The sequence below is a fragment of the Nocardia sp. NPDC047038 genome (assembly GCF_040644075.1).
Lineage (GTDB): Bacteria > Actinomycetota > Actinomycetes > Mycobacteriales > Mycobacteriaceae > Nocardia > Nocardia sichangensis.
In genome coordinates this window covers 350,808-373,972 of record NZ_JBEYVQ010000006.1, presented here as the reverse complement: position 1 = coordinate 373,972, position 23,165 = coordinate 350,808, and the positions used below count along the sequence as shown (strand labels likewise).

19 protein-coding genes are annotated in these 23,165 nt (G+C 69.0%); 3 read left to right on the top strand and 16 right to left on the bottom strand.

Features of this window, described 5'->3' with window-relative positions:
* Positions 1–22 precede the first annotated feature (22 nt).
* On the bottom strand, positions 23–2,446 hold the full coding sequence (locus ABZ824_RS22940) for an HAD-IC family P-type ATPase (RefSeq protein ID WP_355079673.1): 2,424 nt from the start codon (positions 2,444–2,446) through the stop codon (positions 23–25).
* Between the two features lie 35 nt (positions 2,447–2,481).
* Here ABZ824_RS22940 and rarD point away from each other — a divergent pair, with 35 nt between their 5' ends.
* Together rarD and ABZ824_RS22930 are read left to right on the top strand one after the other, a co-directional pair.
* A complete protein-coding gene (gene rarD, locus ABZ824_RS22935; protein WP_356965209.1) occupies positions 2,482–3,423 on the top strand; it encodes an EamA family transporter RarD in 942 nt (313 codons plus the stop codon).
* A 98-nt stretch (positions 3,424–3,521) separates the two neighbouring features.
* Positions 3,522–4,028 (top strand): PaaI family thioesterase, encoded by a 507-nt coding sequence (locus tag ABZ824_RS22930; protein WP_356965207.1) that lies wholly within the window; start codon positions 3,522–3,524, stop codon positions 4,026–4,028.
* A gap of 88 nt (positions 4,029–4,116) precedes the next feature.
* On the opposite strand, the gene ABZ824_RS22925 is transcribed toward ABZ824_RS22930, so the two are convergent.
* Together ABZ824_RS22925 and ABZ824_RS22920 are read right to left on the bottom strand one after the other, a co-directional pair.
* Complete coding sequence (locus ABZ824_RS22925) at positions 4,117–4,617, bottom strand: hypothetical protein (RefSeq protein WP_355079667.1); 501 nt, start codon at positions 4,615–4,617, stop codon at positions 4,117–4,119.
* 194 nt (positions 4,618–4,811) lie between these two features.
* Positions 4,812–6,188, bottom strand: a complete 1,377-nt coding sequence (locus tag ABZ824_RS22920; RefSeq protein WP_356965247.1) for a DNA polymerase IV — start codon at positions 6,186–6,188, stop codon at positions 4,812–4,814.
* Positions 6,189–6,540: 352 nt separating this feature from the next.
* Here ABZ824_RS22920 and ABZ824_RS22915 point away from each other — a divergent pair, with 352 nt between their 5' ends.
* Positions 6,541–7,428 (top strand): UTP--glucose-1-phosphate uridylyltransferase, encoded by an 888-nt coding sequence (locus tag ABZ824_RS22915; RefSeq protein ID WP_355079665.1) that lies wholly within the window; start codon positions 6,541–6,543, stop codon positions 7,426–7,428.
* Positions 7,429–7,655: 227 nt separating this feature from the next.
* Here the strand turns inward: ABZ824_RS22915 and ABZ824_RS22910 are convergent, their stop codons facing one another.
* From ABZ824_RS22910 to ftsW, 13 genes are all read right to left on the bottom strand, one after another.
* On the bottom strand, positions 7,656–8,201 hold the full coding sequence (locus ABZ824_RS22910) for an NlpC/P60 family protein (protein WP_355079663.1): 546 nt from the start codon (positions 8,199–8,201) through the stop codon (positions 7,656–7,658).
* Positions 8,202–8,750: 549 nt separating this feature from the next.
* The gene (gene ileS, locus ABZ824_RS22905; protein ID WP_355079661.1) at positions 8,751–11,885 is read right to left on the bottom strand and encodes an isoleucine--tRNA ligase; all 3,135 of its coding nucleotides are present in this window, start codon (positions 11,883–11,885) and stop codon (positions 8,751–8,753) included.
* A 270-nt stretch (positions 11,886–12,155) separates the two neighbouring features.
* Positions 12,156–12,356: a hypothetical protein gene (locus ABZ824_RS22900; RefSeq protein WP_355079659.1), complete on the bottom strand. Its 201-nt coding sequence runs from the start codon at positions 12,354–12,356 to the stop codon at positions 12,156–12,158.
* Between the two features lie 78 nt (positions 12,357–12,434).
* Complete coding sequence (locus ABZ824_RS22895) at positions 12,435–13,292, bottom strand: DivIVA domain-containing protein (protein WP_356965204.1); 858 nt, start codon at positions 13,290–13,292, stop codon at positions 12,435–12,437.
* Positions 13,293–13,361: 69 nt separating this feature from the next.
* A complete protein-coding gene (locus ABZ824_RS22890) occupies positions 13,362–13,664 on the bottom strand; it encodes a YggT family protein (RefSeq protein ID WP_039797136.1) in 303 nt (100 codons plus the stop codon).
* Between the two features lie 89 nt (positions 13,665–13,753).
* The gene (locus ABZ824_RS22885; protein ID WP_356965202.1) at positions 13,754–14,536 is read right to left on the bottom strand and encodes a cell division protein SepF; all 783 of its coding nucleotides are present in this window, start codon (positions 14,534–14,536) and stop codon (positions 13,754–13,756) included.
* A 105-nt stretch (positions 14,537–14,641) separates the two neighbouring features.
* The gene (locus ABZ824_RS22880; protein WP_356965201.1) at positions 14,642–15,403 is read right to left on the bottom strand and encodes a YggS family pyridoxal phosphate-dependent enzyme; all 762 of its coding nucleotides are present in this window, start codon (positions 15,401–15,403) and stop codon (positions 14,642–14,644) included.
* 52 nt (positions 15,404–15,455) lie between these two features.
* Positions 15,456–16,184 (bottom strand): peptidoglycan editing factor PgeF, encoded by a 729-nt coding sequence (gene pgeF / locus ABZ824_RS22875; RefSeq protein ID WP_356965199.1) that lies wholly within the window; start codon positions 16,182–16,184, stop codon positions 15,456–15,458.
* A 443-nt stretch (positions 16,185–16,627) separates the two neighbouring features.
* On the bottom strand, positions 16,628–17,872 hold the full coding sequence (gene ftsZ, locus ABZ824_RS22870; protein ID WP_356965197.1) for a cell division protein FtsZ: 1,245 nt from the start codon (positions 17,870–17,872) through the stop codon (positions 16,628–16,630).
* A gap of 353 nt (positions 17,873–18,225) precedes the next feature.
* A complete protein-coding gene (locus ABZ824_RS22865; protein WP_356965245.1) occupies positions 18,226–18,867 on the bottom strand; it encodes an FtsQ-type POTRA domain-containing protein in 642 nt (213 codons plus the stop codon).
* Positions 18,868–18,954: 87 nt separating this feature from the next.
* Complete coding sequence (gene murC, locus ABZ824_RS22860; RefSeq protein WP_356965195.1) at positions 18,955–20,478, bottom strand: UDP-N-acetylmuramate--L-alanine ligase; 1,524 nt, start codon at positions 20,476–20,478, stop codon at positions 18,955–18,957.
* Positions 20,475–21,578 carry an undecaprenyldiphospho-muramoylpentapeptide beta-N-acetylglucosaminyltransferase gene (gene murG / locus ABZ824_RS22855; protein WP_356965194.1) on the bottom strand — a complete coding sequence of 368 codons (1,104 nt, stop codon included), beginning with the start codon at positions 21,576–21,578 and terminating at the stop codon, positions 20,475–20,477. The genes murC and murG overlap by 4 nt, the downstream gene beginning before the upstream one ends.
* Entirely contained in the window at positions 21,575–22,954 is a 1,380-nt protein-coding gene (gene ftsW, locus ABZ824_RS22850; protein ID WP_356965244.1) for a putative lipid II flippase FtsW, read from the bottom strand. Before ftsW ends, murG begins: the two co-directional genes overlap by 4 nt.
* Positions 22,955–23,165: the final 211 nt, after the last annotated feature.

The window sequence follows — 23,165 nt, the reverse complement described above, 5'->3', positions numbered from 1 at the left end:
GGCGAGTCAGGCGTCCAGTCTGTCAGTCGGCTCCGCCGGGCGAGCTGGGCAGCAGTTGCGGCTTCTCGCCGCGCAACGCCGCGCTCACCCACCAGGCCGCCTCGACGAGCACGATCCCGACCACGCCACAGACCACCGCCGCACCGGTGAGCGCGAGGTTGGAGGGGTCGAGTTTGAAGAACTCGCGGGTGAACGGAACGGTGAACAGGAACACGTACGCCGCCACCGACACCGCGATCAGCATCACCTTCCACCACACGTACGGCCGCGCGACGATGGCGAGCACCCACACCGCGATCATGATCAATGTGATGAGCGCCGTGGTGCCCGCCTGCACCTTCTGCTCCTCGGTGGCGTGCGGCCCGGCGTAGGCGATCAGGTACGAGACGAAGGTGGCCGCGCCGATCACCACGCCCGACGGGATAGCCAACCGCATGACGCGCCCCACGAAACCCGTGCGGGCACGCTCGTTGTTGGGCGCGAGCGAAAGGATGAACGCCGGAATGCCGATGGTGAACCAGGCCGCGATCGTGACGTGGCGCGGCAGGAACGGGTAGCCGATGGGCTCGTAGTCGAAGATCTGCGAGCCGATGCCGGCCATGCCGACCAGGAAGGCGAGCAGCACGGAATACACGGTCTTGGTGAGGAACAGATTCGAGACCCGCTCGATGTTGCCGATCACCCGGCGTCCCTCGCCGACCACGTACGGCAGCGTGGCGAACTTGTTGTCCAGCAGCACGATCTGCGCCACCGCCCTGGTCGCCGGACTGCCCGAGCCCATCGCCACGCCGATGTCCGAATCCTTCAAGGCGAGCACGTCGTTCACACCGTCGCCGGTCATGGCCACCGTGTGCCCGCGCGACTGCAACGCCGACACCATGGCGCGCTTCTGATCCGGACGTACCCGGCCGAAGGTGGTGTTGCCGTCCAGCACGGCGGCCAATTCGTCGCCGTCCTCCGGCAACTCCCGCGCGTCGATCGGGTGGTCACCGCCCGGCAGATCGAGCGAGGAGGCCACCGCGCCGACCGACACCGCGTTGTCGCCGGAGATGACCTTGATCGAGACGCTCTGGCTGGCGAAGTAATCGAGTGTGTCGCGCGCATCGGGCCGGACCTTCTGCTCCAGCACGACCAAGGCGGCGGGCCGCACGCCCCCCGGGGCGTCCGCGGCGTCCACCGGACGGTCGCCGCGCGCCAGCAACAGCACGCGCAGGCCGGATGCGCCGAGTTCCTCCGCGACCCGCGCGTCCGCGGATCCCGGGTCGAGCAGCACATCCGGCGCGCCGAGCAGCCAGTCGCCGTGCTCGCCGTAGGAGCAACCGCTCCACTTCTTGGCGGAGGAGAACGGCGCGACGGCGGTGCGCTGCCAGCCGGGACCGTCCGGCAGAGCCTCGGCGATCGCCTGCACGCTCGCGTTCGGGCGCGGGTCGTCGGCCGCGAGCGCGGCCAGCGCGGTGCGTACCTCGGTGTCGTCGAAGGTGTCCAGCGTCTTCAGGTCCGACAGCCGCATGCCGTTCTCGGTCAGCGTGCCGGTCTTGTCCGCGCAGACCACGTCGACGCGGGCCAGCCCCTCGATCGCGGGCAACTCCTGCACCAGGCACTGGCGCCTGCCCAGCCGCACCACGCCGACCGCGAACGCGATCGACGTCATCAGCACCAGCCCCTCGGGCACCATCGGCACCAGCGCGGCCACCATGCCGGTGAGCGCGGGCCGCCACGACTCCTTGCTGGAGACCAGCTGGTTGTAGATGCTCAGCAGTCCGGCGGGAATCAGCAGGTAGGTGATGAACTTCAGGATCTTGTCGATACCGCTGCGCAGTTCGGAGTGCACCAGCGTGAACTTGCTCGCCTCCTCGGCCAGCCGCGCCGCGTAGGCGTCCCGGCCGACCTTGGTGGCGCGGTAGGCGCCGGACCCGGACACCACATAGCTGCCCGACATCACCGTGGCGCCGACCGCCTTCTCGATCGAGTCCGCCTCGCCGGTGAGCAACGACTCGTCCACCTCGAGCTGCGCGGACTCCTCTACCGTGCCGTCCACCACGATCTGGTCGCCGGGACCGAGCTCGATCACGTCGTCGAGCACCACCTCGCGCGGCGCGATCTCGACGGCCCTGCCGTCCCGGCGGACGGTCGGCTTGGCCTGGCTGACGATGGCCAGCTGGTCCAGGGTGCGCTTGGCGCGGATCTCCTGGATGATGCCGACCGCGCTGTTGGCGACGATCAGCAGGCCGAACATGCCGTCGATGATCGATCCGGTGGCCAGCACCAGCACGAACAGGACGCCGAGGATGGCGTTGATCCTGGTGAAGACGTTCGCGCGCACGATGTCGCGAACCGAACGGCTCGCGCGATCCGGGACGTCGTTGGTCAGTCCGTCGTGACGACGTTGCTCGACCTCGGTCGCGGTGAGCCCGGTCGCGCCCGACGCCTGCACGGTAATCGACATGACCGCAAGGCTACGGGACAACTACGTTCGTCATCGTGCGGCGAAGCAGGTCCATCCCCGGTGTAGCGTTCGGAGCGAGCGCGTACTTCTTGTGGGGACTTTTCCCCGCGTTCTTCGGGCTGCTGGCGTTCGCCAGTCCGGGTGAAGTGGTGGCGCAGCGGATCGTCTGGACGCTGGTGGTCGTGCTCGCGGTGCTCGCCGTCAGCGGCCGGATCCGCGAACTGCGCGGCATCGATGGCCGAGTCTGGCGGCTGGCGGCCGTGGCCTCCGCCGCGATCGCGCTCAACTGGGGCGTGTACGTCTATGGGGTCACTTCGGGCCACGTCGTGGAGTGCGCGCTCGGGTATTTCATCAACCCTCTGGTCACCGTCGCGTTCGGTGTGGTGCTCTTTCGTGAGCGGCTGACCGGCGCCCAATGGGCCGCCCTCGGGCTCGGCGCGGCCGCGGTGGCCGTGCTCACGGTCGACTACGGCAGACCACCGATCATCGCCTTGGCCCTGGCCTGCTCTTTCGCCACCTACGGCTTGGTGAAGAAGGTGATCCCGCTGGACGCGCTGCGCGGCATCGCCGCCGAGGGCGTCGTCGCCGCGCCCTTCGCGCTGGCGTTCGCGATCGCGCTCGCGCTCGCCGGGCACAGCGAATTCGCCTCCGGCCCCGCGCATACCGCCCTGATGGTGGCCACCGGACCGGTCACCCTGGTTCCGCTACTGCTGTTCGCCGTCGCGGCCCAGCGCGTCGCGTTGTCCACCATGGGCCTGCTGCAATACCTCACCCCCGCACTCCAGATGGCCTGGGGCGTCGCGGTCGCGCACGAGCCGATGCCCGCCTCCCGTTGGGCCGGTTTCGCCCTCATCTGGGCGGCGCTGGTGATATTCACCACCGACGCCCTGCTACGAACCCGTCGCGCGCGGCGCACATCGCGCCCTGTCACCAGCGAATCCGGCTCCCACGCGAGCGAAACACGGTCCACACCGTGAGCTTCCCGCCTTCCGGCGATTCGAGTTCGTCGGAATTGGTCGCGAAGGTGTCGGATCCGACACTTCTGCGGGCTTCGCCTTCTCCGTAGCGTCGATGTATGACCGCGCCCAGACCCCTTCGCGCCCGCACCGACGCGGGGCGGCCACCGGCTGAGAAGACACCCGACCCGCTCGGTATGACCGGACGGGAGGTCTTGCAGGGAACGCTCGACGGACGATTCCCGGGCGCACCGATTCTGAGCGCGCTGGGTTTCCGGCTGGCCCAGGTCGGCGATGGGACCGTGGTTTTCGAGGGCGAGCCGGGTGACCAGCTGCTCGACCCGGCGGGCGGGGTGTACGGCGGCTTCGTGGCGACGGTGCTCGAAGCGGCCCTCGGCTCGGCGGTACTGACGCAGTTGGCCGGCGGCACGCGCTCCACCTCGGTCAAGATCGGCATCGACATCCACCGTGCCGTGCGCAGCGACACGCGCACGCTGCGCTGCGAGGGCACCGCGATCCACGTCGGCACCACCACGGCCAGCGCCGAGGCCCGCCTGATCGGCGCCGAAGACGGCGAACTGTACGCGCACGCCACCTCGATGTACGCGATTCTGCGCATGCTCTGACCTGCGCGTACTACAAAATGCGGCAGAGCATTTCGCGCGACGACGGGACGGGCGCCGCGAAGCGCGACGACCGGCCCGTCGGGTGAACTCAGCTGCAGGCCGCCGACTGCTGACCGAGGTTGGTCAGCATGGTGCAGGCCCAGGTCTTCTGGATCTTCCACTTGCCGTTGTCGGCGACGAACGGCACGTCGACGATGTTCTCCTGGCCGTTGAGGATGAACTTGGCCTTCGCGTTCACGCTGTCGCCGAAGGAGGTGACGTCGGTGACCACGATTTTCACGTCGGCGCCTGCCGCGGCCTGCGACAGGCGGTCCGGCAGCGTCGGATCGGCCTCGGCGCCCTGGACGTTGTCCAGCTTCTCGGAGGCGGGCACCGACGGGTCGAGCGCACGGGCCAGGGCGGTGTTCAGCTCCGCGGGGGTCGGGACCGGCGGCAGGTTCGCGCTCGCGGTCGCCGACGCCTTGGCGCTGGTCGACGTCTTGGCGGCGGGCTTGCTGTCCTTGTCGTCGCCACCACAGGCGGTCAGGCCAAGCGCGGCGACGATGGCCAGTCCGGCGATCGCGATGCGTCCAGTCTTACGAAGCTTCAACTGCTCGTCCTTTGCGTTCGAGAGGTCCGTGTCGTGTTCCACCATGGCAGCCGCCCCCGAACCGGCGGCGCTGCACGAGGTCCCAGGCTACCGGCCCCGGGTGGCGGCACCCGGATCCACATCGGACCGGCGATGGTCGTCGGCAGCGAACGTACGCGTCCGGCCCGGCGATGTCGAGCCTCGGGCCCCGGCCGTCAGAGCAGACTGCCCAGCGGATCGGCACGGGTGAGGGCGTCATCGTCGGCGGCGAAGGTGCGCGCGGGACCCGGACCGGTGGAACGGGTTTCGAAGCGGACGGTCACCACGCCGAGCCCGGCGCCCTGCACCCAGCCGTGACCGTGCTCGGGATGCGATACGTCCATGCCGGGACGCCAGAGGGCGACCGGTAGGACCGGCGCGGTGTGCGCGGCATCGCCGAGCTCGGGGGCGTGCACCGGTTCGGATTCCGTTTCGACCGCGGCGATCTCGGGGACCGGGCCGCGATCCAGTTCGGGGAACAGCGATTCCTGACGGACGGTCGACAGGCCGCCGTAGCCGACGCCGACGAGGCGGATCGGGCCCAGCTCCCGGGGGTCGAGCGCCGAACGCTGCGCGGCGGCGGCGAGAGTGGCCAAATCCTCGGTGGCGTAGGGCAGGGTGTAGGAGCGGGTGACGATGCTCATATCCGACTTCTTCAATTTGAGCACCACCGTGCGCGCGGCGCGCCCGTCACCGGTCAGGCGCCGGTGCGCCGCGACGGCCATGTCCTCGATGGCCGGACGCAGTTGCTCGAGGCTGACGATGTCGGTTTCGTAGGTTGTCTCGGCGCTGATCTGCTTCGCCTCGGTGCGTTCGGCGACCGGACGGTCATCGATGCCGCGCGCCAGTCGGTGCAGCGCGGCGCCGACGCTGCCGCCGAGAATCGACATCGCCTCCGACTCCGGCAGCGCGGCGAAGGCGCCCACGGTCTCGATGCCCAACGAGCGCAACCGGCTCTCCGCGACCGGGCCGATCCCCCACAGCTTGCGCACCGGCAGACCTGCCAGCAGTCGCGGCTGCTCGACCGGCGAGATCACCCGGATCCCATCGGGTTTGGCCAAGCCGGAGGCGATCTTGGCCAGCTGCTTTCCGGTGCCCGCGCCCACCGAGGCGGTCAACCCGGTCCGTTCCCGCACCACCGCGCGCAAGTCCGCGCAGAACGCGTGCACCTGGGCGACCGTCGCGCCGGCCAGCTCGGCCGGTTCGCCGAACGCCTCGTCGAACGACAGCGTCTCCAGCACCGGGATCCGGCTGCGCAACGCGTCGAAGACCTGCCCGCTGACCACGCCGTAAACGGCGCCGCGCGGCGGCACCACCACCGCCGTGACGCCGACCAACCGGCGCGCCTGATGCATCGGCATCGCCGACCGGGCGCCGAACACGCGCGCCTCGTAACTGGCTCCGGCGACGACACCGCGCCCGCCGGTCCCGCCGACCAGCACCGGCCTGCCCCGCAGCGTCGGCCGGGTCAGCTGCTCGACCGAGGCGAAGAACGCGTCCATGTCGATGTGCAGAACCCAGCGACGAGCGGCGCTGTCCGCGTCGGCGAGCACCGGTGCCCGCCGACCCACCGAGCTTTCGGCGCGGGTGGTCCCGACCCCGGTCGAGGGCGCGACCGGGCGCTCGACGCTCGGCTTCTCGGTACGCACGGCTGCAATGTACGCCCGTCCACCGACAGTGCGGAGCAGGCGGTGACGCTGTCAGGTGGCTGTGCGCTAGCTGCCGGTTACCTGCCGGTATCGGGGCCGCCTCCGTCTCGCGCCCCGAGGACCGTCCGGCCCGGTCGCGACGGCTTTGATCTGCGCTTTTCCGGGCCGGAACAAGTACCGGGCGGTCTCGAAATAACCGCCGACGTGCCGTGGGGACGGGGCCTGACCCACGGTCCGATATGTGATGATCGGACCCATGAATATCCGCAAGGCCGTCATCCCGGCCGCCGGTATCGGCTCCCGGCTGCTTCCGCTGACCAAGGCCATCCCCAAGGAGATGCTGCCGGTCGGCGACAAGCCGGTGATCGAGCACACGGTCCGCGAGCTGGTCGCTTCGGGCATCACCGACATCACCATCGTGGTCAGCAGCGGAAAATCACTGATCCAGGACCATTTCCGACCCAATCCCGCGCTGGTCGCCCAGCTGCGCGCGGACGGCAAGACCGCGTTCGCCGATGCCGTCGAGGAGGTCGGCGAGCTGTCCCGGCTCGGCCACATCACCTACCTCGACCAGCACGGGCCGTACGGCAACGGCACCCCGGTGCTCAACGCCGCCCGCAACCTCGGCGACGAGCCCATGCTGGTGCTGTGGCCGGACGACGTGTTCGTCGCCGAGGTGCCCCGAGCTCAGCAGCTCATCGACGCCTACGAGGCCACCGGAGCCCCCGTCCTCGCGCTGATGCCGATGGATCCCGCCGAGTCGCAGCGCTACGGCGTGCCGGTGGTCGCCGACGACCACGGCAACGGCCTGCTGCGCATCACCGGCCTGCGCGAGAAGCCGAAGCCGAAGGACGCGCCGTCGTCCTTCGCCGCGATCGGCGGCTACGTCGTCACCCCCGGCATCATCGACGAGCTGCGCAGGCAGACCGAAGAGTGGTACGAACACCGCACCGGCGAGGTGTACCTCACCGACGCGATCAACGTGCACGCGGCGAACAGTCCGGTCTTCGGCCAGGTGATCCGCGGCCGGTGGTACGACACCGGCAACCCGGCCGACTATTTGGTGGCGCAATTCGCCTCGGCGCTGGCCCATCAGCAGTACGGACCGCTGCTGCGCACCCTCGCCGACGGGCTCGGCGACTAGCGCACGTCCGGGCCGTATCGCGGCTCCCGCACACCGGAATGCGGCGGCGCGCCTGACACCGGAGGGTGACGAGGGCGGCTTCCGGTGTCGGCGCACCGGTCCCGGTCCACGCCGCCCATTCGGTTCCTACCGGCGGGCTGGGGTGCATGTGACGCCCGCGGCCGATTCGCCACGGCCCCGACCCGAATTCGCGGGTCGGGGCCGTTTCAGCGCCGGAGTAGCCGCGCTCAGAAGCGACGGATGGCGTAGATGTCGAATTCGTCCAGCGGAGTGAAGCCGACCGGCACGCCCTGACCGTACGCGTTGAGCACCCGGCCGTTTCCGGCATAGATACCGACGTGCGAGCCATCGCTGTTCAGCACGATCACGTCGCCGAGCGACAGCGAGCCCCGCGGGACGGGCGCGCCCACCTTCGCCTGCTGCCAAGTGGTCCGCGGAAGACTCACGCCGACCTGACGGTACGCCCACTGCACGAGGCCCGAGCAGTCCCAGCTGTCGGGGCCGGTCCCACCCCATTCGTACGGCTTGCCGATCTGCGTCGTCGCCGCGGCCAGCGCGCCGACGCCGAACACACTGGGTATCGGCAGGTCGGCCGAGCCGCTGGCGCTGCCGGACGAGGAACTGCCGCTACCCGCCGAGCCGAACGACGCGCTGCCCGGCCCGCTGCCGGAGGCGCTGCCGGTGTCGGCCCAGGCGGGTCCGGCGAACAGGAGGATCGTGATGATCGAGAGCAGGAATCCGAGTGCGATGCGGTGCAACGATTTTCTCGGCACGTGCTCGCCCCTTCCATGGGCGCGGTTGACTGGCCGCCGATCGGCAGCCTGGCTAATACATGGCATCAGCAGCGGCCTCCGATGCGGAGCCGCGGCCACCCGCGCCGGTCACATTCCCAGCACGGCCAAATTCCAAGTAGGACACACTGAAAAGAGAAACTGCCGCCCCGGAGATCACCTGGGTAACAGCAGCGACACCGCAGATTGTGCCCGGGATATCGGCGAATTGTCGGGAATCAGCAAATTCTCAGCATGTGATCTAAATCACTAGACTGCGCCGTGAATGTCAGGTTTGAGATCGGAAACCCTGCCATCGTGTTGCCGGCCGGTCGCGTGCGGTACGCGGCCGCCAGGTGAGCGCCCCGGGGCATCGGCGACCGAACAGACCGCGCCCAGACCTGTCCGGCCCCGCCGAGAACATCGAGCGGACCGATTCCGGCAGGCTCGGATCGCTGCCACCGATCGGCTCGGAACAAACGGCAACCAAGACCGCTCGAACAGCAACCGGGGCGGGACCTTTCGGTCCCGCCCCGGCTCGAAACCCGGCGCTCAGGCCTTGGCGATCTGCGCCCGCACTCCGCCGACCAGATCGGCGGCCTCCGCTCCGGCGTCGCCGAAGGTCAGCGTGGTGGCGAGGATCTCCCCCGCGATCAGGTCACGGTGCGTCTCGGCCCACGCGGCCCGGTCCGCCGGAACGTCCAGGACCACGGTGATGCGGTCGGAGACGTCCAGCCCGGCGGACTTCCTGGTCTCCTGAAGGTCGCGGATCAGGTCCCGCGCCCAGCCCTCGGCCTCCAGCTCCTCGGTGACCACCGAATTCAGCACCACGAGACCCGCGTTCCCGGGCAGCGCCGCGGTCGACTCGGGCTCGGCCGCGACGAGACGCTGGGTGTACTCCTCCGGCAGCAGGGCGATGCCGGCCGCCCGGACCGTGCCGTCGGCGTCCTCGGCCCAGTCACCGGCCTTCACCGCCTTGATCACCGCCTGCACGTCCTTGCCCAGCCGCGGCCCCGCCGCGCGGGCGTTGACCACCAGCTCGAACCGGCCGTGCGCGTCGACGTCGGTGGTCAGGTCGACCTTCTTGACGTTGACCTCGTCGGCGACGATGTCGGCGAACGGCGCCAGCCGCTCGGCGTCGGCCGCGGCGATGGTGACCTCGGCCAGCGGCAGCCGCACCCGCAGGTTCTGCGCCTTGCGCAGGCTCAGCACCGTCGAGCACACCAGGCGCACCTCGTCCATGGCGGCGACCAGCTCCGGATCGTCCGGCAGCTCGCCCTCCTTCGGCCAGTCGGCCAGGTGCACCGAGTCACCGCCGGTCAACCCGCGCCAGATCACCTCGGTGATCAGCGGCAGCAGCGGGGCGGCCAGCCGGGTGACCACCTCGAGCACCGTGTGCAGGGTGTCCACCGCGTCGCGGTCCTCGCTCCAGAACCGCGAGCGGGAGCGCCGCACGTACCAGTTGGTCAGCGCGTCGGCGAACGAGCGCAGCTCATCGCAGGCGCCCGCGATGTCGTAGGTCTCCAGCGCCTCGGTGATCACGTCCCTGGTGCGCGCCAGCTTCGCCAGGATGTATCGATCCAGCACGTGCGGCGAATCCGTGCGCCACACACCGGGCTTCGACGCGTACAGCTGCAGGAACGTCCACGCGTTCCACAGCGGTCGCAGCGCGTGACTCACGCCCTCGCGGATGCCGCGCTCGGTGACGATGAGATTGCCGCCGCGCAGGATCGGCGAACTCATCAGGAACCAGCGCATCGCGTCCGAGCCGTCCCGGTCGAACACCTCGTTGACGTCCGGGTAATTGCCCTTGGACTTGCTCATCTTCAGGCCGTCGTCGCCGAGCACGATGCCGTGCGCCGCGACGGTCTTGAACGCCGGGCTGTCGAACAGAGCCGTCGCCAGCACGTGCAGCGTGTAGAACCAGCCGCGGGTCTGGCCGTTGTACTCGACGATGAAATCGCCCGGGAAGTGGCTGTCGAACCACTCTTTGTTCTCGAACGGATAGTGCACCTGGGCATATGGCATCGAGCCGGACTCGAACCAGCAGTCCAGCACCTCCGGCACCCGGCGCATGGTCGAGCGGCCCGTCGGGTCATCGGGATTCGGCCGGGTGAGCTCGTCGATCATCGGGCGGTGCAGATCGGCCGGGCGCACCCCGAAGTCGCGCTCCAGCTCGTCCAGCGAGCCGTACACGTCGACGCGCGGGTAGGCCGGATCGTCGGACACCCACACGGGGATCGGGCTGCCCCAGTATCGATTGCGGCTGATGTTCCAGTCGCGCGCGCCTTCCAGCCACTTGCCGAACTGGCCGTCGCGGATGTGCTCGGGCACCCAGGTGATCTGTTTGTTCAGCTCCACCATGCGGTCGCGGAATTTGGTGACCGCCACGAACCAGGACGGCACGGCCATGTAGATCAGCGGCTGCCCGGAGCGCCAGCTGTGCGGGTAGGAGTGCTCGATCGTCTCGTGCCGCAACAGCTTTCCCGCGGCCTTGAGGTCCTTGATGATCACCGGATTCGCGTCGAACACCATCAGGCCCTCGTACGGCGGAACCATCGAGGTGAACCTGCCGCCCGGGTCCAGCGGCTGCACCAGCTCGATGCCGTGCGCGGAGGCGACGTCCATGTCCTCCTCACCGAAGGCGGGTGCCAGATGCACTATGCCGGTGCCGGAGTCGGTGGTCACGTAGTCGGCGGTGAGCACGCGGTGGGCGTGGGGATGGCCGAGGAAGAAGTCGAACGGCGGCGCGTAGGACAAATCCGCCAGCGCGGCGCCATCGAACTCGGCGAGCACCTCCGGCTCCGCGCCGAACTCCCGCGCGTAGTGCGAAACCCGTTCGGCCGCGAGCACATAGCGTTTGCCGTCGGCCGCGCGCAGGTGCACGTAGCGAACGTCGGGATGCACCGCTATCGCCAAGTTGGACGGCAGCGTCCACGGCGTCGTGGTCCAGATCAGCGCGTTGGCGCCGTCGAGTTCGTGCAGCGGATGCTCCGCGGGCACGCGCAACGCCATGTCGACGGTGACCGCCGGGTCCTGGCGCATCTTGTAGGCGTCGTCGAGGCGGGTTTCCTGATTCGACAACGGCGTCTGCTCGTACCAGCTGTAGGGCAGCACCCGGAAGCCCTGATAGATCAGCCCTTTGTCGTACAGCGATTTGAACGCCCACATCACCGACTCCATGAAGTCGGTGTCCAGCGTCTTGTAGTCGTTGTCGAAGTCGACCCAGCGAGCCTGGCGCGTCACGTAGTCGCGCCATTCCCCGGTGTAGCGCAGCACCGATGTTTTGCAGGCCGCGTTGAATTCCGCGAGCCCCATCGCGTCGATCTGTGATTTGTCCGTGATACCGAGCTGCTTTTCGGCTTCGATTTCCGCGGGCAATCCGTGACAGTCCCAGCCGAATCGCCGGTCGACCCGCTTGCCGCGCATCGTCTGGAAACGCGGGACGAGGTCTTTGACGTATCCGGTGAGCAAATGTCCGTAATGCGGCAGACCGTTGGCAAAGGGCGGCCCGTCGTAGAAGACGAATTCGGCTGCGCCGGAACGGTTTTCGATGCTCGCGCGGAAGGTGTCGGCGGCCGCCCACGCGTCGAGCACGCGGCGCTCCATCTCGGGGAACGACGCCCCGCTGCCGACGCTCAGGTCGACGCGCGGGTACGCGCTGTTGCTGGAAGTCTGGTCCGCCATTGCGGATACGTCTCCTCGTGCCGAGTCGTTGGCACGGGGACGATGACGGCGCCCGGTGCGCCGAAACCGCGGTACCACCCCGCTTGTCCGGCGTGGCGACACCGGACCTCTCATTCGCGAGCTGTGACGGGCTCACCCGTTCGGTTCTACTGAGCGCCCGGCCCGCAGGCCGTGCCGCCGTTCTTCCGAAGGCTCCCCGGTGATGGCCGGATCGACGCCGTATTCATGTTTGATTCTAGCCCGAGCGGTCAACTCACTTTGTGAGGCAGGTCAGCGTTTGGCATGACGACCAGGAGGCGGCGGGGAATCACTATCCGGACTCCGCATGGACAAAGCACTCACCAACAAGAGCATCGCGCCGATGACGCACACCACGATGCAGCCCCACGCCCAGATCACCGATCCGGTGGTGAGCGCGGCCACGAGCAGGGCGAAGCCGATCGCGGCAAGGACGAGTGTCAAGACGAGCATGGTGACCCCCAAGGCATGCCGGGCGGCTCGACAGTTCCTCTAAACGGTATGCGAACTGCTGTGCTGGGGCGCGGTGCGCTACTTGCCGCCCTTGGCGAAGGACGCCGGCGCGAGGTTGTTCGCCGTGTTGGCATCCGCGAAGGCTTCGCCGCCGTCGACCGGAACGGCCGAGCCACGGTTCTCCAGCTCCTCCAGCTGCGACTCCAGGTAGGACTTCAACCGCACCCGGTACTCCCGCTCGAACGTCTTGAGCTGCTCGATCCGGCTCTCCAGCACACTGCGCTGCTGGGTGATGGTCGCCATGATCTCGGTGTGCTTGCGCTCGGCGTCCGCCTGCAGCGCGTCGGCCTTCTCCTTCGCCTGGCGCAGCTGGCTGTCCGAACGACTCTGCGCGTCGGTCAGCATCGCATCCGACTTCTGACGGGCGTCGGCGATCATGGCCTCCGACCGCGTCCTGGCGTCTCCGACCAGTCGCTCGGAATTCGCCCTGGCATTCGACAGCAAGCTCTCCGCCTCGCTCTTGGCGTCGCTGGTCAGCCGATCCGCCATCTCCTGGGCGAGGCTGAGCACCTTGGCGGCCTGCAGGTTCGCGTCCGCGCCCGGCGCGTCCTTGGCCACCGGCGCGGCGGCCATCGGAGCGGGCGGGGCGACGGGAACCGGGGGCTTGATCGGTTCCGGCTGCGGCGGCGGGGCCTGCGGAATCGGCGGTTTCGGACTGTTCACTCCGGCCGGGCCGCGGTTCTTCTTCGCGTCGGCCAATTCCGCGTCGAGTTCGGCGACCCGCTGGCGCAGATCGGCGTTCTCCTCGATCAGACGCGAGAGCTCCTGCTCCACCAGATCCAGGAACGCGTCGACTTCATCCTCGTTGTAGCCGCGCTTCCCGATCGGCGGTTTGCTGAACGCGACGTTGTGCACATCGGCTGGGGTCAGCGGCATGGAAGGATCCCTTCACGCGTCTTTTGGAGATCTAGCAGATCTAGCAAGCTGTCTTCACGGCCCATTCTGTCACACCGGAGCTACCGGCTGCCCGAGCCTGCCCACGATCGACATCAGGATGAAGACGATGAAAAGCAGGACCATTATCGACAGATCCAGGCGAATTCCGCCCAGTGACACCGGAGGTATCAAGCGCCTGAGCAGTTTCACCGGAGGATCGGTGATCGTGAAGATCACCTCCAGGACGACGACCACGACACCGGTAGGACGCCAGTCTCGGGCAAAGCTACGGATGAACTCGACGATCACCCGGCTGATCAGCAACAGCCAGAAGATGAACAGTACGAAGTACAGCACCGCGAACAAGGCCACGAGTTCACTCTGCCGTAAAAATCGCTTCGCGCAAAATGACCGCGCCGCACAACCTGCGACCGGTCTGCTCCACCCCCCAGATCACGAGCTTATTTCTGGTTGTAGAAGCCGGTTTCCGCGATGCGTCTGCGTTCTTCCGCTGATACGTCGACATCGGCCGGTGAGAGCAGGAACACTTTTGTCGCCACCTTGTCGAACGATCCGCGCAGCGCGAAGGCCAGGCCCGCGGCGAAGTCGACCAACCGCTTGGCGTCGGCGTTGCTCAGATCCACCAGGTCCATGATCACCGGATTGCCCTCGCGAAAGCGTTCGCCGATGATCCGAGCCTCGCTGTAATCGCGCGGGCGCAGCGTCGTGATCTTGGACAAGGGGCCTCCGTCCTCGAAGATCCCGGGCCGCCGCACCGGGGCGGGCTCGGGACGCACGCGCTCCTCCAGCCTGCGCTCCTCGGCGTCGGGATCGACGGCGAGCGCGCCACGGGTCGTACCGCGCAGCGGAGGCGGGCTCCCGCCCGCGCGGAACCGGCCCGACGGCGCGGAGTCGATCCGGGTCGGACGCCGGGGCGCGTCGTAGCGGTCGTCGCCGTAGGGCTCGTCGACGTAGTCGTCGCGTCGCGACACCGAGTAACCCGCCTTGTAGGGCGACTTGTACGCGGGCTCGGGATAGTCGACGTCGTCGAAACGGCTTGCGCCGTACCGATCGTCGGCGTAGCGATCGACGTAGCCGTCGCGGTCGGAGTAGTCACGGGGCCGGGGCCGGCGAGCGCCGCGCTCGTCCACCCCTCGGGGAGCGCGATCGTCGACGTAGTCGTCTTCGTAATCCTCGAGCGGAACCATGCCGAAGTACGCCTTGAACTTGTGCAGCGTGCTCATTGGTCGACCTTCCTTCGGCCCCGGTGGCGGCCGGGTGTTGAAGTCTTGCTCAGCCCTCGTCAGATCCCAGCATATGTGTCGAATGTGACTGATGAGGTTTCTTTGCTAGCCCGAGGTTATCGGTCGCATACCCATCAAGGCGGTACCGACACGCACAACCGTCGAACCATGTTCGATCGCGCATTCCAGATCCCCCGACATTCCCGCGGAAAGCTCTGTCGCGTCCGGATGATCGGCGACCAACAACGTGTGCAACATCGCAAGTCGCGCAAATGCGGCATCGGACTCCGAACCCAAGGGTGGAATGGCCATCAGACCCGACAAACGTAATCCCGGAGCGTCCGCAATCCGTTGCGCGAGCACGGGAAGATCAGCGGCCGTGACACCCCCTCGCGCGGGGTCGTCGTCCAGGCTCACCTGGAGCAACACCCGCAGCGGTTCGGTGCGTTCGCCCGCCTCCAGCGCAGCCACCGCGCCGGCGTTCAGAGCGGTTGCCAGACGTTCGCTGTCGACCGAGTGAACGGTGTGCGCCCAGCGGGCGACACTGCGCGCTTTGTTCCGCTGCAACCGCCCGATCATGTGCCAGCGGATGCCGGAGAGGTCTTCCTCACGTAACGCCGCCACCTTGGCGGCCGCCTCCTGCTCCCGCGACTCGCCGAACTCGCGCCGGCCGAGCCGATGCAGGATCGCCACGTCCGAAGCCGGGAAGAATTTCGTCACCGGCAGCAGCCGCACCGAATCCGGCGACCGACCCGCGGCGCGACACGCCGCGTCGATGCGAGCGAGCAGACCGGCCAGGTTGTCCGACAGCTCGGCGGTCCTGGCGGCGAGTGCGCCGTCCACCGCGGTCCCGGCTTCGGCGCTCATGCGCGCGCCTCCTCGGCGCACGGCGCGTCGACCAGACGGGCGGTTCGCGCGGTCACGCGGCGGCCTCCATCCAGATCACGCCGCCGATCCGGCCGGTCGGCGCGCCACGGCGATGGCTGAACAAGGTGCGGTCCTCGATGGTGCACCGCGGGTCCACCGCGATCGCGCCGACGCCTGCCTCGGTGAGCTGCCGGGAGATGCCCGCGCGCAGATCCAGTCCCGGCGTGCCGCGGACCGTGGTGGTCGCACTGCCGGGCAGATGCGCTTCGACGTCGGCGCGCATGGCGGCGGGAACCTCGTACTGACGGCCGGAGGCGGCGGGCCCGAGCAGCGCGCCGACCCGATCCAGGCGCGCGCCGACCGAGACCATCGCGTCGAGCACACGCGGCACGATGCCGATGCGAGCGCCGATCCGCCCCGCGTGCACCGCGGCGATCACGCCCGCCTCGTCGTCGGACAGCAGGATGGGCACGCAGTCGGCGGTGAGCACGACCAGCGCGAGACCCGGCACGGTGGTCACGAGCGCGTCGGTGGCCGGGACCGGTTCGGCGCGCGGCCCGTCGACGATCTCCACATTGCGGCCGTGGATCTGTTCCATCCAGACCAGGCGCTCCGGCGGCAGGCCGATGCCCTCGGCCAGCCGGTCGCGGTTGCGCCGCACGGCCGTCGGATCATCGCCGACGTGGTCGCCCAGATTGAACGAGTCGTAGGGTGGCGCCGAGAAGCCTCCGGACCTGGTCGTGGTGACCCGTCGGACAGTGATGGTCGGCGCGATAGTCATGGCGACGAGCGTAGTGGCGCTCGGTAAAGGGCGTCGAAATGCCCAGGTAGAGAGCGAATATTCCCCCGGGACGGAATCAGTCGCGTCGTATCGGGCGCCTCGGCGCCCGGTCCCGCCCGGCCGGCCCCCGCACCGGCGTCCCCCGAATTCCTGTCCACAGTCGCGCTTCGGGACCGCTTCGGCGTGTCCCTCCGACGCGTCCCGGCGCGGGCCGGGATCGCTCTTTCCAACTCGGTCCGGGCCTGCGCCGGAACCGGATTCCAGCGCCTGCTGGGTGCTGCCGGACGCAGTCCGTCTTCAGCCCGCGCATGGCCGGAGCGAACGCGGAGGTACGCAGCACGCGCACGGCCGGAGCGAAGGCGGAGGTACGCAGCACGCGCATGGCCGGAGCGAAGGCGGAGGTACGCAGCACGCGCATGGCCGGAGCGAAGGCGGAGGTACGCCTAGCCCCTCCGCATGAACGACGGCACGTCCACGTCGTCGTCATCGTCGTCGGCATCCGGCGGCGTGATGTGCGGTCGCGTGCCGCTCGTCACCGACGGCTCGCCCAGGGTGCGCGGCCGTTCGGTGTCCCGGTAGCTCGGCAAAGTGCCGCGGCCCGCCGTACCCGTGACGGACGTGCTCGGCGTGCTGTCGCTGTTTCGCGCGGTCAACTCGCTGGTTCGGCTTTGCCCGATCTCACCGGACCGCGCGGTGCCGATGGTGCTGCGACCCGACGTCTCGAAGGTGCGCCGGGCCGGGCCGCCGCCGTCGAAGCCCGCCGCGATCACGGTGACCCGCACCTCGTCGCCGAGCGAGTCGTCGATCACGGTGCCGAAGATGATGTTGGCCTCGATGTGCGCGGCCTCCTGCACCAGCGAAGCCGCCTCGTTGATCTCGAACAGCCCGAGATCGGACCCGCCCGCGATCGACAGCAGCACGCCGTGCGCGCCGTCCATGGAGGCTTCCAGCAGGGGCGAATTGATCGCCGACTCGGCCGCTTTCACCGAGCGGCCCTCGCCGCGCGCCGAACCGATGCCCATCAGCGCGCTGCCCGCGCCGGACATCACGCTCTTGACGTCGGCGAAGTCGACGTTGATCAGACCGGGGGTGGTGATCAGGTCGGTGATGCCCTGCACACCGTTGAGCAGCACCTCGTCGGCGGAGCGGAACGCGTCCATCAGGCTCACCGCCGCGTCGCCGAGCTGCAGCAGCCGGTCGTTCGGGATGACGATCAGCGTGTCGCACGATTCGCGCAGCAGATTGATCCCGACCTCGGCCTGATTCCCGCGCCGCTTGCCCTCGAAGGAGAACGGGCGGGTGACCACGCCGATGGTGAGCGCGCCGAGCTTGCGCGCGATCTGCGCGACGACCGGGGCGCCGCCGGTACCGGTGCCGCCGCCCTCACCCGCCGTCACGAAGACCATGTCGGCGCCCTTGAGCACCTCTTCGATCTCGTCCTTGTGGTCCTCGGCGGCCTTGCGGCCGACCTCGGGGTCGGCGCCTGCTCCGAGACCTCGGGTCAGCTCGCGGCCGACGTCGAGCTTGACGTCGGCATCGCTCATCAGCAACGCCTGGGCGTCGGTGTTGACCGCGATGAACTCGACACCTTTGAGTCCCTGCTCGATCATCCGGTTGACGGCATTCACACCGCCGCCGCCGATACCGACGACCTTGATCACCGCAAGGTAGTTGTGCGGGGGCGTCATGGGCTCTCGCCTTCCTTCGATCTAAAGCCTGTCGTTTCCGGATGCTCGGCACGCCGCCTTTTCGGCCCGTTCCGGGGGTTGAATCGCTACGAGAAGCGAACCGCGGCTCGGGCAAACCCTAAAGCTCAACCATAGGGTTAGCGTTATGTCAAGTATCCGACTGGTGCGGAACGCTATTCGCAGCCGACGCGATACGCGCGCAGGCGCGCCGAAACGAGAGCCAGAATCTTGCGTGATCCCGCTCGTCTCGCCGCTCCACACGTCGTATGGTGAACGGTTGCCCCCCGGCTCCCTTCTCGGCGCCGGAACAACTCCCGGACCGCCGAAAATTACCTGGGCGCAATGGGTGTGGATCACTTTACCGTGACCAGATTGGGACTCGACACATCGAACACCGTTCCGGGGCGCGTCAACAACGGCAACACGACCGCCGCCTTTCGTTCGGCGTCGTCGCTCCCGCCCCAGAGTACCGTGCGGCCGCCCTTCAGATTCAGCGAAATATCCGAAATGGACCGTGCCACAACCTCGCTCACCTGAACCGCCAGCGCAGGCGGCACGATGGCGATCACCGAGACCGCAGCCCTGGTCACCGGATCGGCGCCGCCGGGATGATCGGCGATCAACTTCGGCACGCCGATCGGAGCCGGCTCGACCGCGAATTCCACGCCGTCTGCGTCCAGCAGATGCGCGCCTTCCCTGCTGTCGTAGAACAACACCGCGGCGCGCTCGACGACCGTCACCCGAACCGTGGACGGAAACACCCGCTGCACCCGTGCCGTGCGTACCTTCGGAATGCTCGCCACCCGGCGTGCCACGGCATTGGTGTCGATCCGCAAGATCGAGCGGCCGGAAGGAATTTCGAGCACATCCCGCACTTGTTGTTCGGGCACCGCCACCGCCCCCTCGATTCGCACGGTGCGCACCGAGAGCACCGGGGTGAACCAGGCGAGCGCACAGAGCACTGCAAGGACGCACACGCTCAGCAATCCCCACAGGCGAATTCGGCGCCAGTCGAGCTCACCGAACCGATCACCCGCGCGGCGCCCGGCCGCGCGCGCCGACCCGACCCCGCGCACGCCGGGTCACCGTCCGTGCTGGGGACGCGCCCGTAATCCGTCGAGAATCTGACCGCCCAGCATCGTCACGTCGCCCGCGCCCATGGTGATCACCACGTCGCCCGGCAACGCCAGCCCCGCGACCTGGCGCCCGACCCGGGACATGTCCGGCTGGTAGTGCACCGGCTTGGTCACCGATTGCGCCACCAGCGCTCCGTTCACGCCCGGCAGCGGCTTCTCCCGCGCGCCGTAGACATCGAGCACGACGACCTCGTCGGCCAGACTGAGCGCGGCGCCGAAGTCCTGGGCGAAGGTCGCGGTCCGGCTGTAGAGATGTGGCTGGAAGACCACGATGACCCGGCCCTGCCTGGACCGGGCTCCGTCGCGGGCCTCCTGCTGGACCAGTTCGGCGGCGGCGCCGAGCACGGCGCGCACCTCGGTGGGGTGGTGGGCATAGTCGTCGAACACCCGCACCCCGTTCTCCCGACCGGCGAACTGGAACCGGCGGTGCACACCGCCGAACCCTTCCAGGCCCTGGATGATCTCGCCGACATCGGCGCCGGTGGCCCGGGCGGCGAGCAGGGCGCCGAGCGCGTTGAGCGCCATATGCCTGCCCGGCACCGACAGGCGCAGCGTGCGCGGCGCGGCCTCGTCGGTGAGCTGGAATTGCGCGATGCCGCCGACGTCCCGCGGCTCCCAGCTGTGCAGCCGGGCGCCCACCGGGACCGGCGCGTCGGCGAGTTCGCCGGAGCCGTAGCCGAGGACTTGGACGTTTCGCTCGGCCAAGCGCGCACCGACGCGCTCGGCCAGTGCCAGCGAGCCCGGATCGTCCAGGCACACCACCAGCAGGCCGCCAGCGGCGAGGCGGTCGGCGAAGTCGTCGAAGACCTGCACGTAGGCCTCGTCGGAGCCGAAGAAATCCAGGTGATCGGACTCGATGTTGGTGACCACGGCGACGTCCGGGTCGTATTGCAGCAGCGAGCCGTCGCTCTCGTCGGCTTCTGCCACGAAGATGTCACCGGTCCCGTGGTGGGCGTTGGTGCCCGCCTCGTTCAGCTCGCCGCCCACCGCGAACGACGGATCGAACCCGCAGTGCTGCAACGACACGATGAGCATGGAGGTGGTGGACGTCTTGCCGTGCGTACCGGACACGAGCAAGGTGCGATGCCCCCGCATCAGCGAGGCCAGCACCGTGGGGCGCAGCAGCACCGGGATATCGCGCCGGTTGGCCTCGACCAGCTCCGGGTTGGTCTTCGGAATGGCGGCGTAAGTGGTGACGACCGCGGTCGGGCCGCCGGGTAGCAGGTCCAAGGCGGTGGCGTCGTGCCCGATCCGCACCTGAGCGCCGCGAGCGCGCAGCGCCAGCACGCCGCGGCTCTCCTTGGCGTCCGACCCCGACACCGCGCCGCCGCGGGCGAGCAGGATCCGCGCGATGCCGGACATCCCGGCCCCGCCGATGCCGACCATGTGCACACGCTCCAGCTCCGGGGGCAGCGCGGTCCGTTCGGCGCCCGCGTCCTGGACCACCCGATCTGCGGTCGTGTCGCTCATCGGCGCGCCACCTCCAGCGCGATCCGCGCCACCTCGTCGGCGGCGTCGCGGTGCCCGGCGCCTGCGGCGGCCCGGCCCATCTCGGTCAGCCGTGCGGAGTCCATGAGCAGCGGAATCACCTCATCGATCACGTACTTCGGCGTCAACTCGGAGTCGGGGACAATTCTGCCACCGCCCTGGCGCACCACGGGCCGAGCGTTGAGTTCCTGTTCCCCGTTACCGTGCGGCAGCGGCACGTAGAACGCGGGCAGCCCGACCGCCGAGACCTCCGCGACGGTCATCGCGCCCGATCGGCAGACCACCGCGTCGGCGGCGGCGTAGGCGAGGTCCATCCGGGACAGGTACGGCACGGCGACGTAGCGAGCGCCGTCCACGGCGGATCCGTCCACGTCGATGGTGTTCTTGGGCCCGTGCGCGTGCAGCACCGAGATGCCCGCGGCGGCCAGCTGGGGCGCGGCGCCCGAGACCGCGTCGTTGAGCGTCCGCGCGCCTTGGGAACCGCCGAAGACCAGCAGTACCGGGCCTTCGGACGGAAGGCCGAAGTGCTCCCGCGCCTCGGCCCGCAGTGCGGCGCGGTCCAGTCCGGTGATCGATTCGCGCACCGGAATGCCAACCACCCGCGCGTCCGCCAGGCCGGAGTCCGGGACCGCCGCGAGCACCCGAGCGGCGCGGCGGGCACCGACCTTGTTCGCGATACCGGCCTTGGCGTTGGCCTCGTGCACCACCACCGGCACCGGGCGTCTGCGGCGCAGCACGCCCGCGCCGGCGGCGAGATACGCCGGAAGCGCCACGTATCCGCCGAAACCGATGATGACGTCGGCCTCGACCGCATCGATGACCGCCCTGGTGGCCGCCACCGAGGCGCGCACCCGACCGGGTAACCGCAGCAGATCGGCGGTGGGCTTGCGGGGCAGCGGAACCGGAGGGATGAGCTCGAGCGGATAGCCGCGCTCGGGAACCAGGCGGGTCTCCAGACCGCGTTCGGTGCCCAGCGCCGTCACCCGGATGGAATCGTCGAGCCGCCGCAACGCGTCGGCCACCGCCAGTGCCGGTTCGATGTGGCCCGCCGTGCCGCCGCCCGCGACGATTACCGAGATCACCTGGATCTTCCCCGTTCTCTTGCGTGATTGACCGGATAACTGGGTTCCCAAGCCCTGGTGGCACGCGCCGAGCTGGTGCCGCGACTCTCCGGCGAGCGGCGGCGCGCCGGTTCCGCACGCCCCCGCCTGCCCTGCGGCAGCGCCGAAGATCCGCGATCGGACGGCCGCGGCGCCCAGCCACGTCGGGCGCTCGCCCGAGCCGGCGCGTACACCTCGGGTTTGGGCAACCGCAACAGCCTACTGAAACGACCGTCCTGTCCGGCGTGCAGCGCCGCGACGGCTTCCGGCTCGTGCCTGGCCGCGTTGGCGATCAGCCCGAACATCAGCAAGGTGATCGCGAGCGATGAGCCGCCGGCGGACACCAGTGGCAGCTGCAGCCCGGTGACCGGCAGCAGACCGACGACATACCCGATGTTGATCATGGCCTGTCCGGCGATCCACGTGGTCGCGGAGGCGGTCAGCAGCCGCAGGAACGGATCCGCCGACCGGCTGGCGATGCGCAGTCCCGTGTAGACGAACAAGGCGAACAGGCCCAGCACCAGTGCGCAACCGAGAAAGCCCAGCTCCTCCCCGATGATCGCGAAGATGAAGTCGTTGTGGGCGTTCGGCAAGTAGCTCCACTTGGCCCGGCTCTGTCCCAGGCCCCTGCCCCAGATCCCTCCGTCGGCAAGGGAATACAGGGCCTGTCGAGCTTGATAGTTGTCGCCCTGCGGATCGGAGCCCGGATTGAAGAAGGACCGGACCCGATTCGACCGGTAACCGGCGGACATGGCGAGCACGCCCGCGGCGACGACACCGGAAACCGCGATCGTCACGAACAGCCGGATCGGAAGTCCGCCGAACCACAGCAAGGCGCCGAGGATGATGCCCACCGCGACCGTGGTGCTGAGATTCGGCTGGACCACGATCAACAGACAGACCAGCACACCCGCCGGGACGAGCGGCACCAGGATGTCCCGCAGACTCGAACCCATCGCTCGCCGGGAAACCAGCAAGTGCGCGCCCCAGACGATCAAGGTCACCTTCACGACCTCGGACGGCTGCACCGAGACGGGACCGAGGATCAGCCAGCGGCGCGCGCCCTGCACGCTGGTGCCGATGCCCGGAATGAGCACGAGCACCAGCGCCAGCACCGAGATCGCGAACAGCGGGAACGACGCCTGGCGCAACAGGCGCAGCGGAACGCGCAGGGCCAGATAGAACAGCACCGCGCCGATCGCCGCGAACAACGTCTGCTGGATGAACAGGGAGTACGCCGACCCGCCCTCGGCGTACTCGACGACGCCGGACGCGGACAGGACCATGACCAGTCCGAGGGCCGTCAGCAGCGTGGCGATGGTGACGACGAGATGGAAGGACGCGAGCGGCCGTGCCAGCCACGAACCGGGACCCGTCCCTACGCCGCGGCCACGCCGGGATGGCGCACCGGCTTCTCGTGCGCCCGAGGTCCGGGCCGCCTTACCGGTCCACCGCCTGCCGTTGCCCGAAGTCACGAGGCACCCGCGGCCCACGCCGGTAGCACCACTGTCGCACCGAACCAGCGGACGCGGAGGATGCTTGCGCGTCCGCGAAAGCGACTCGACCGAC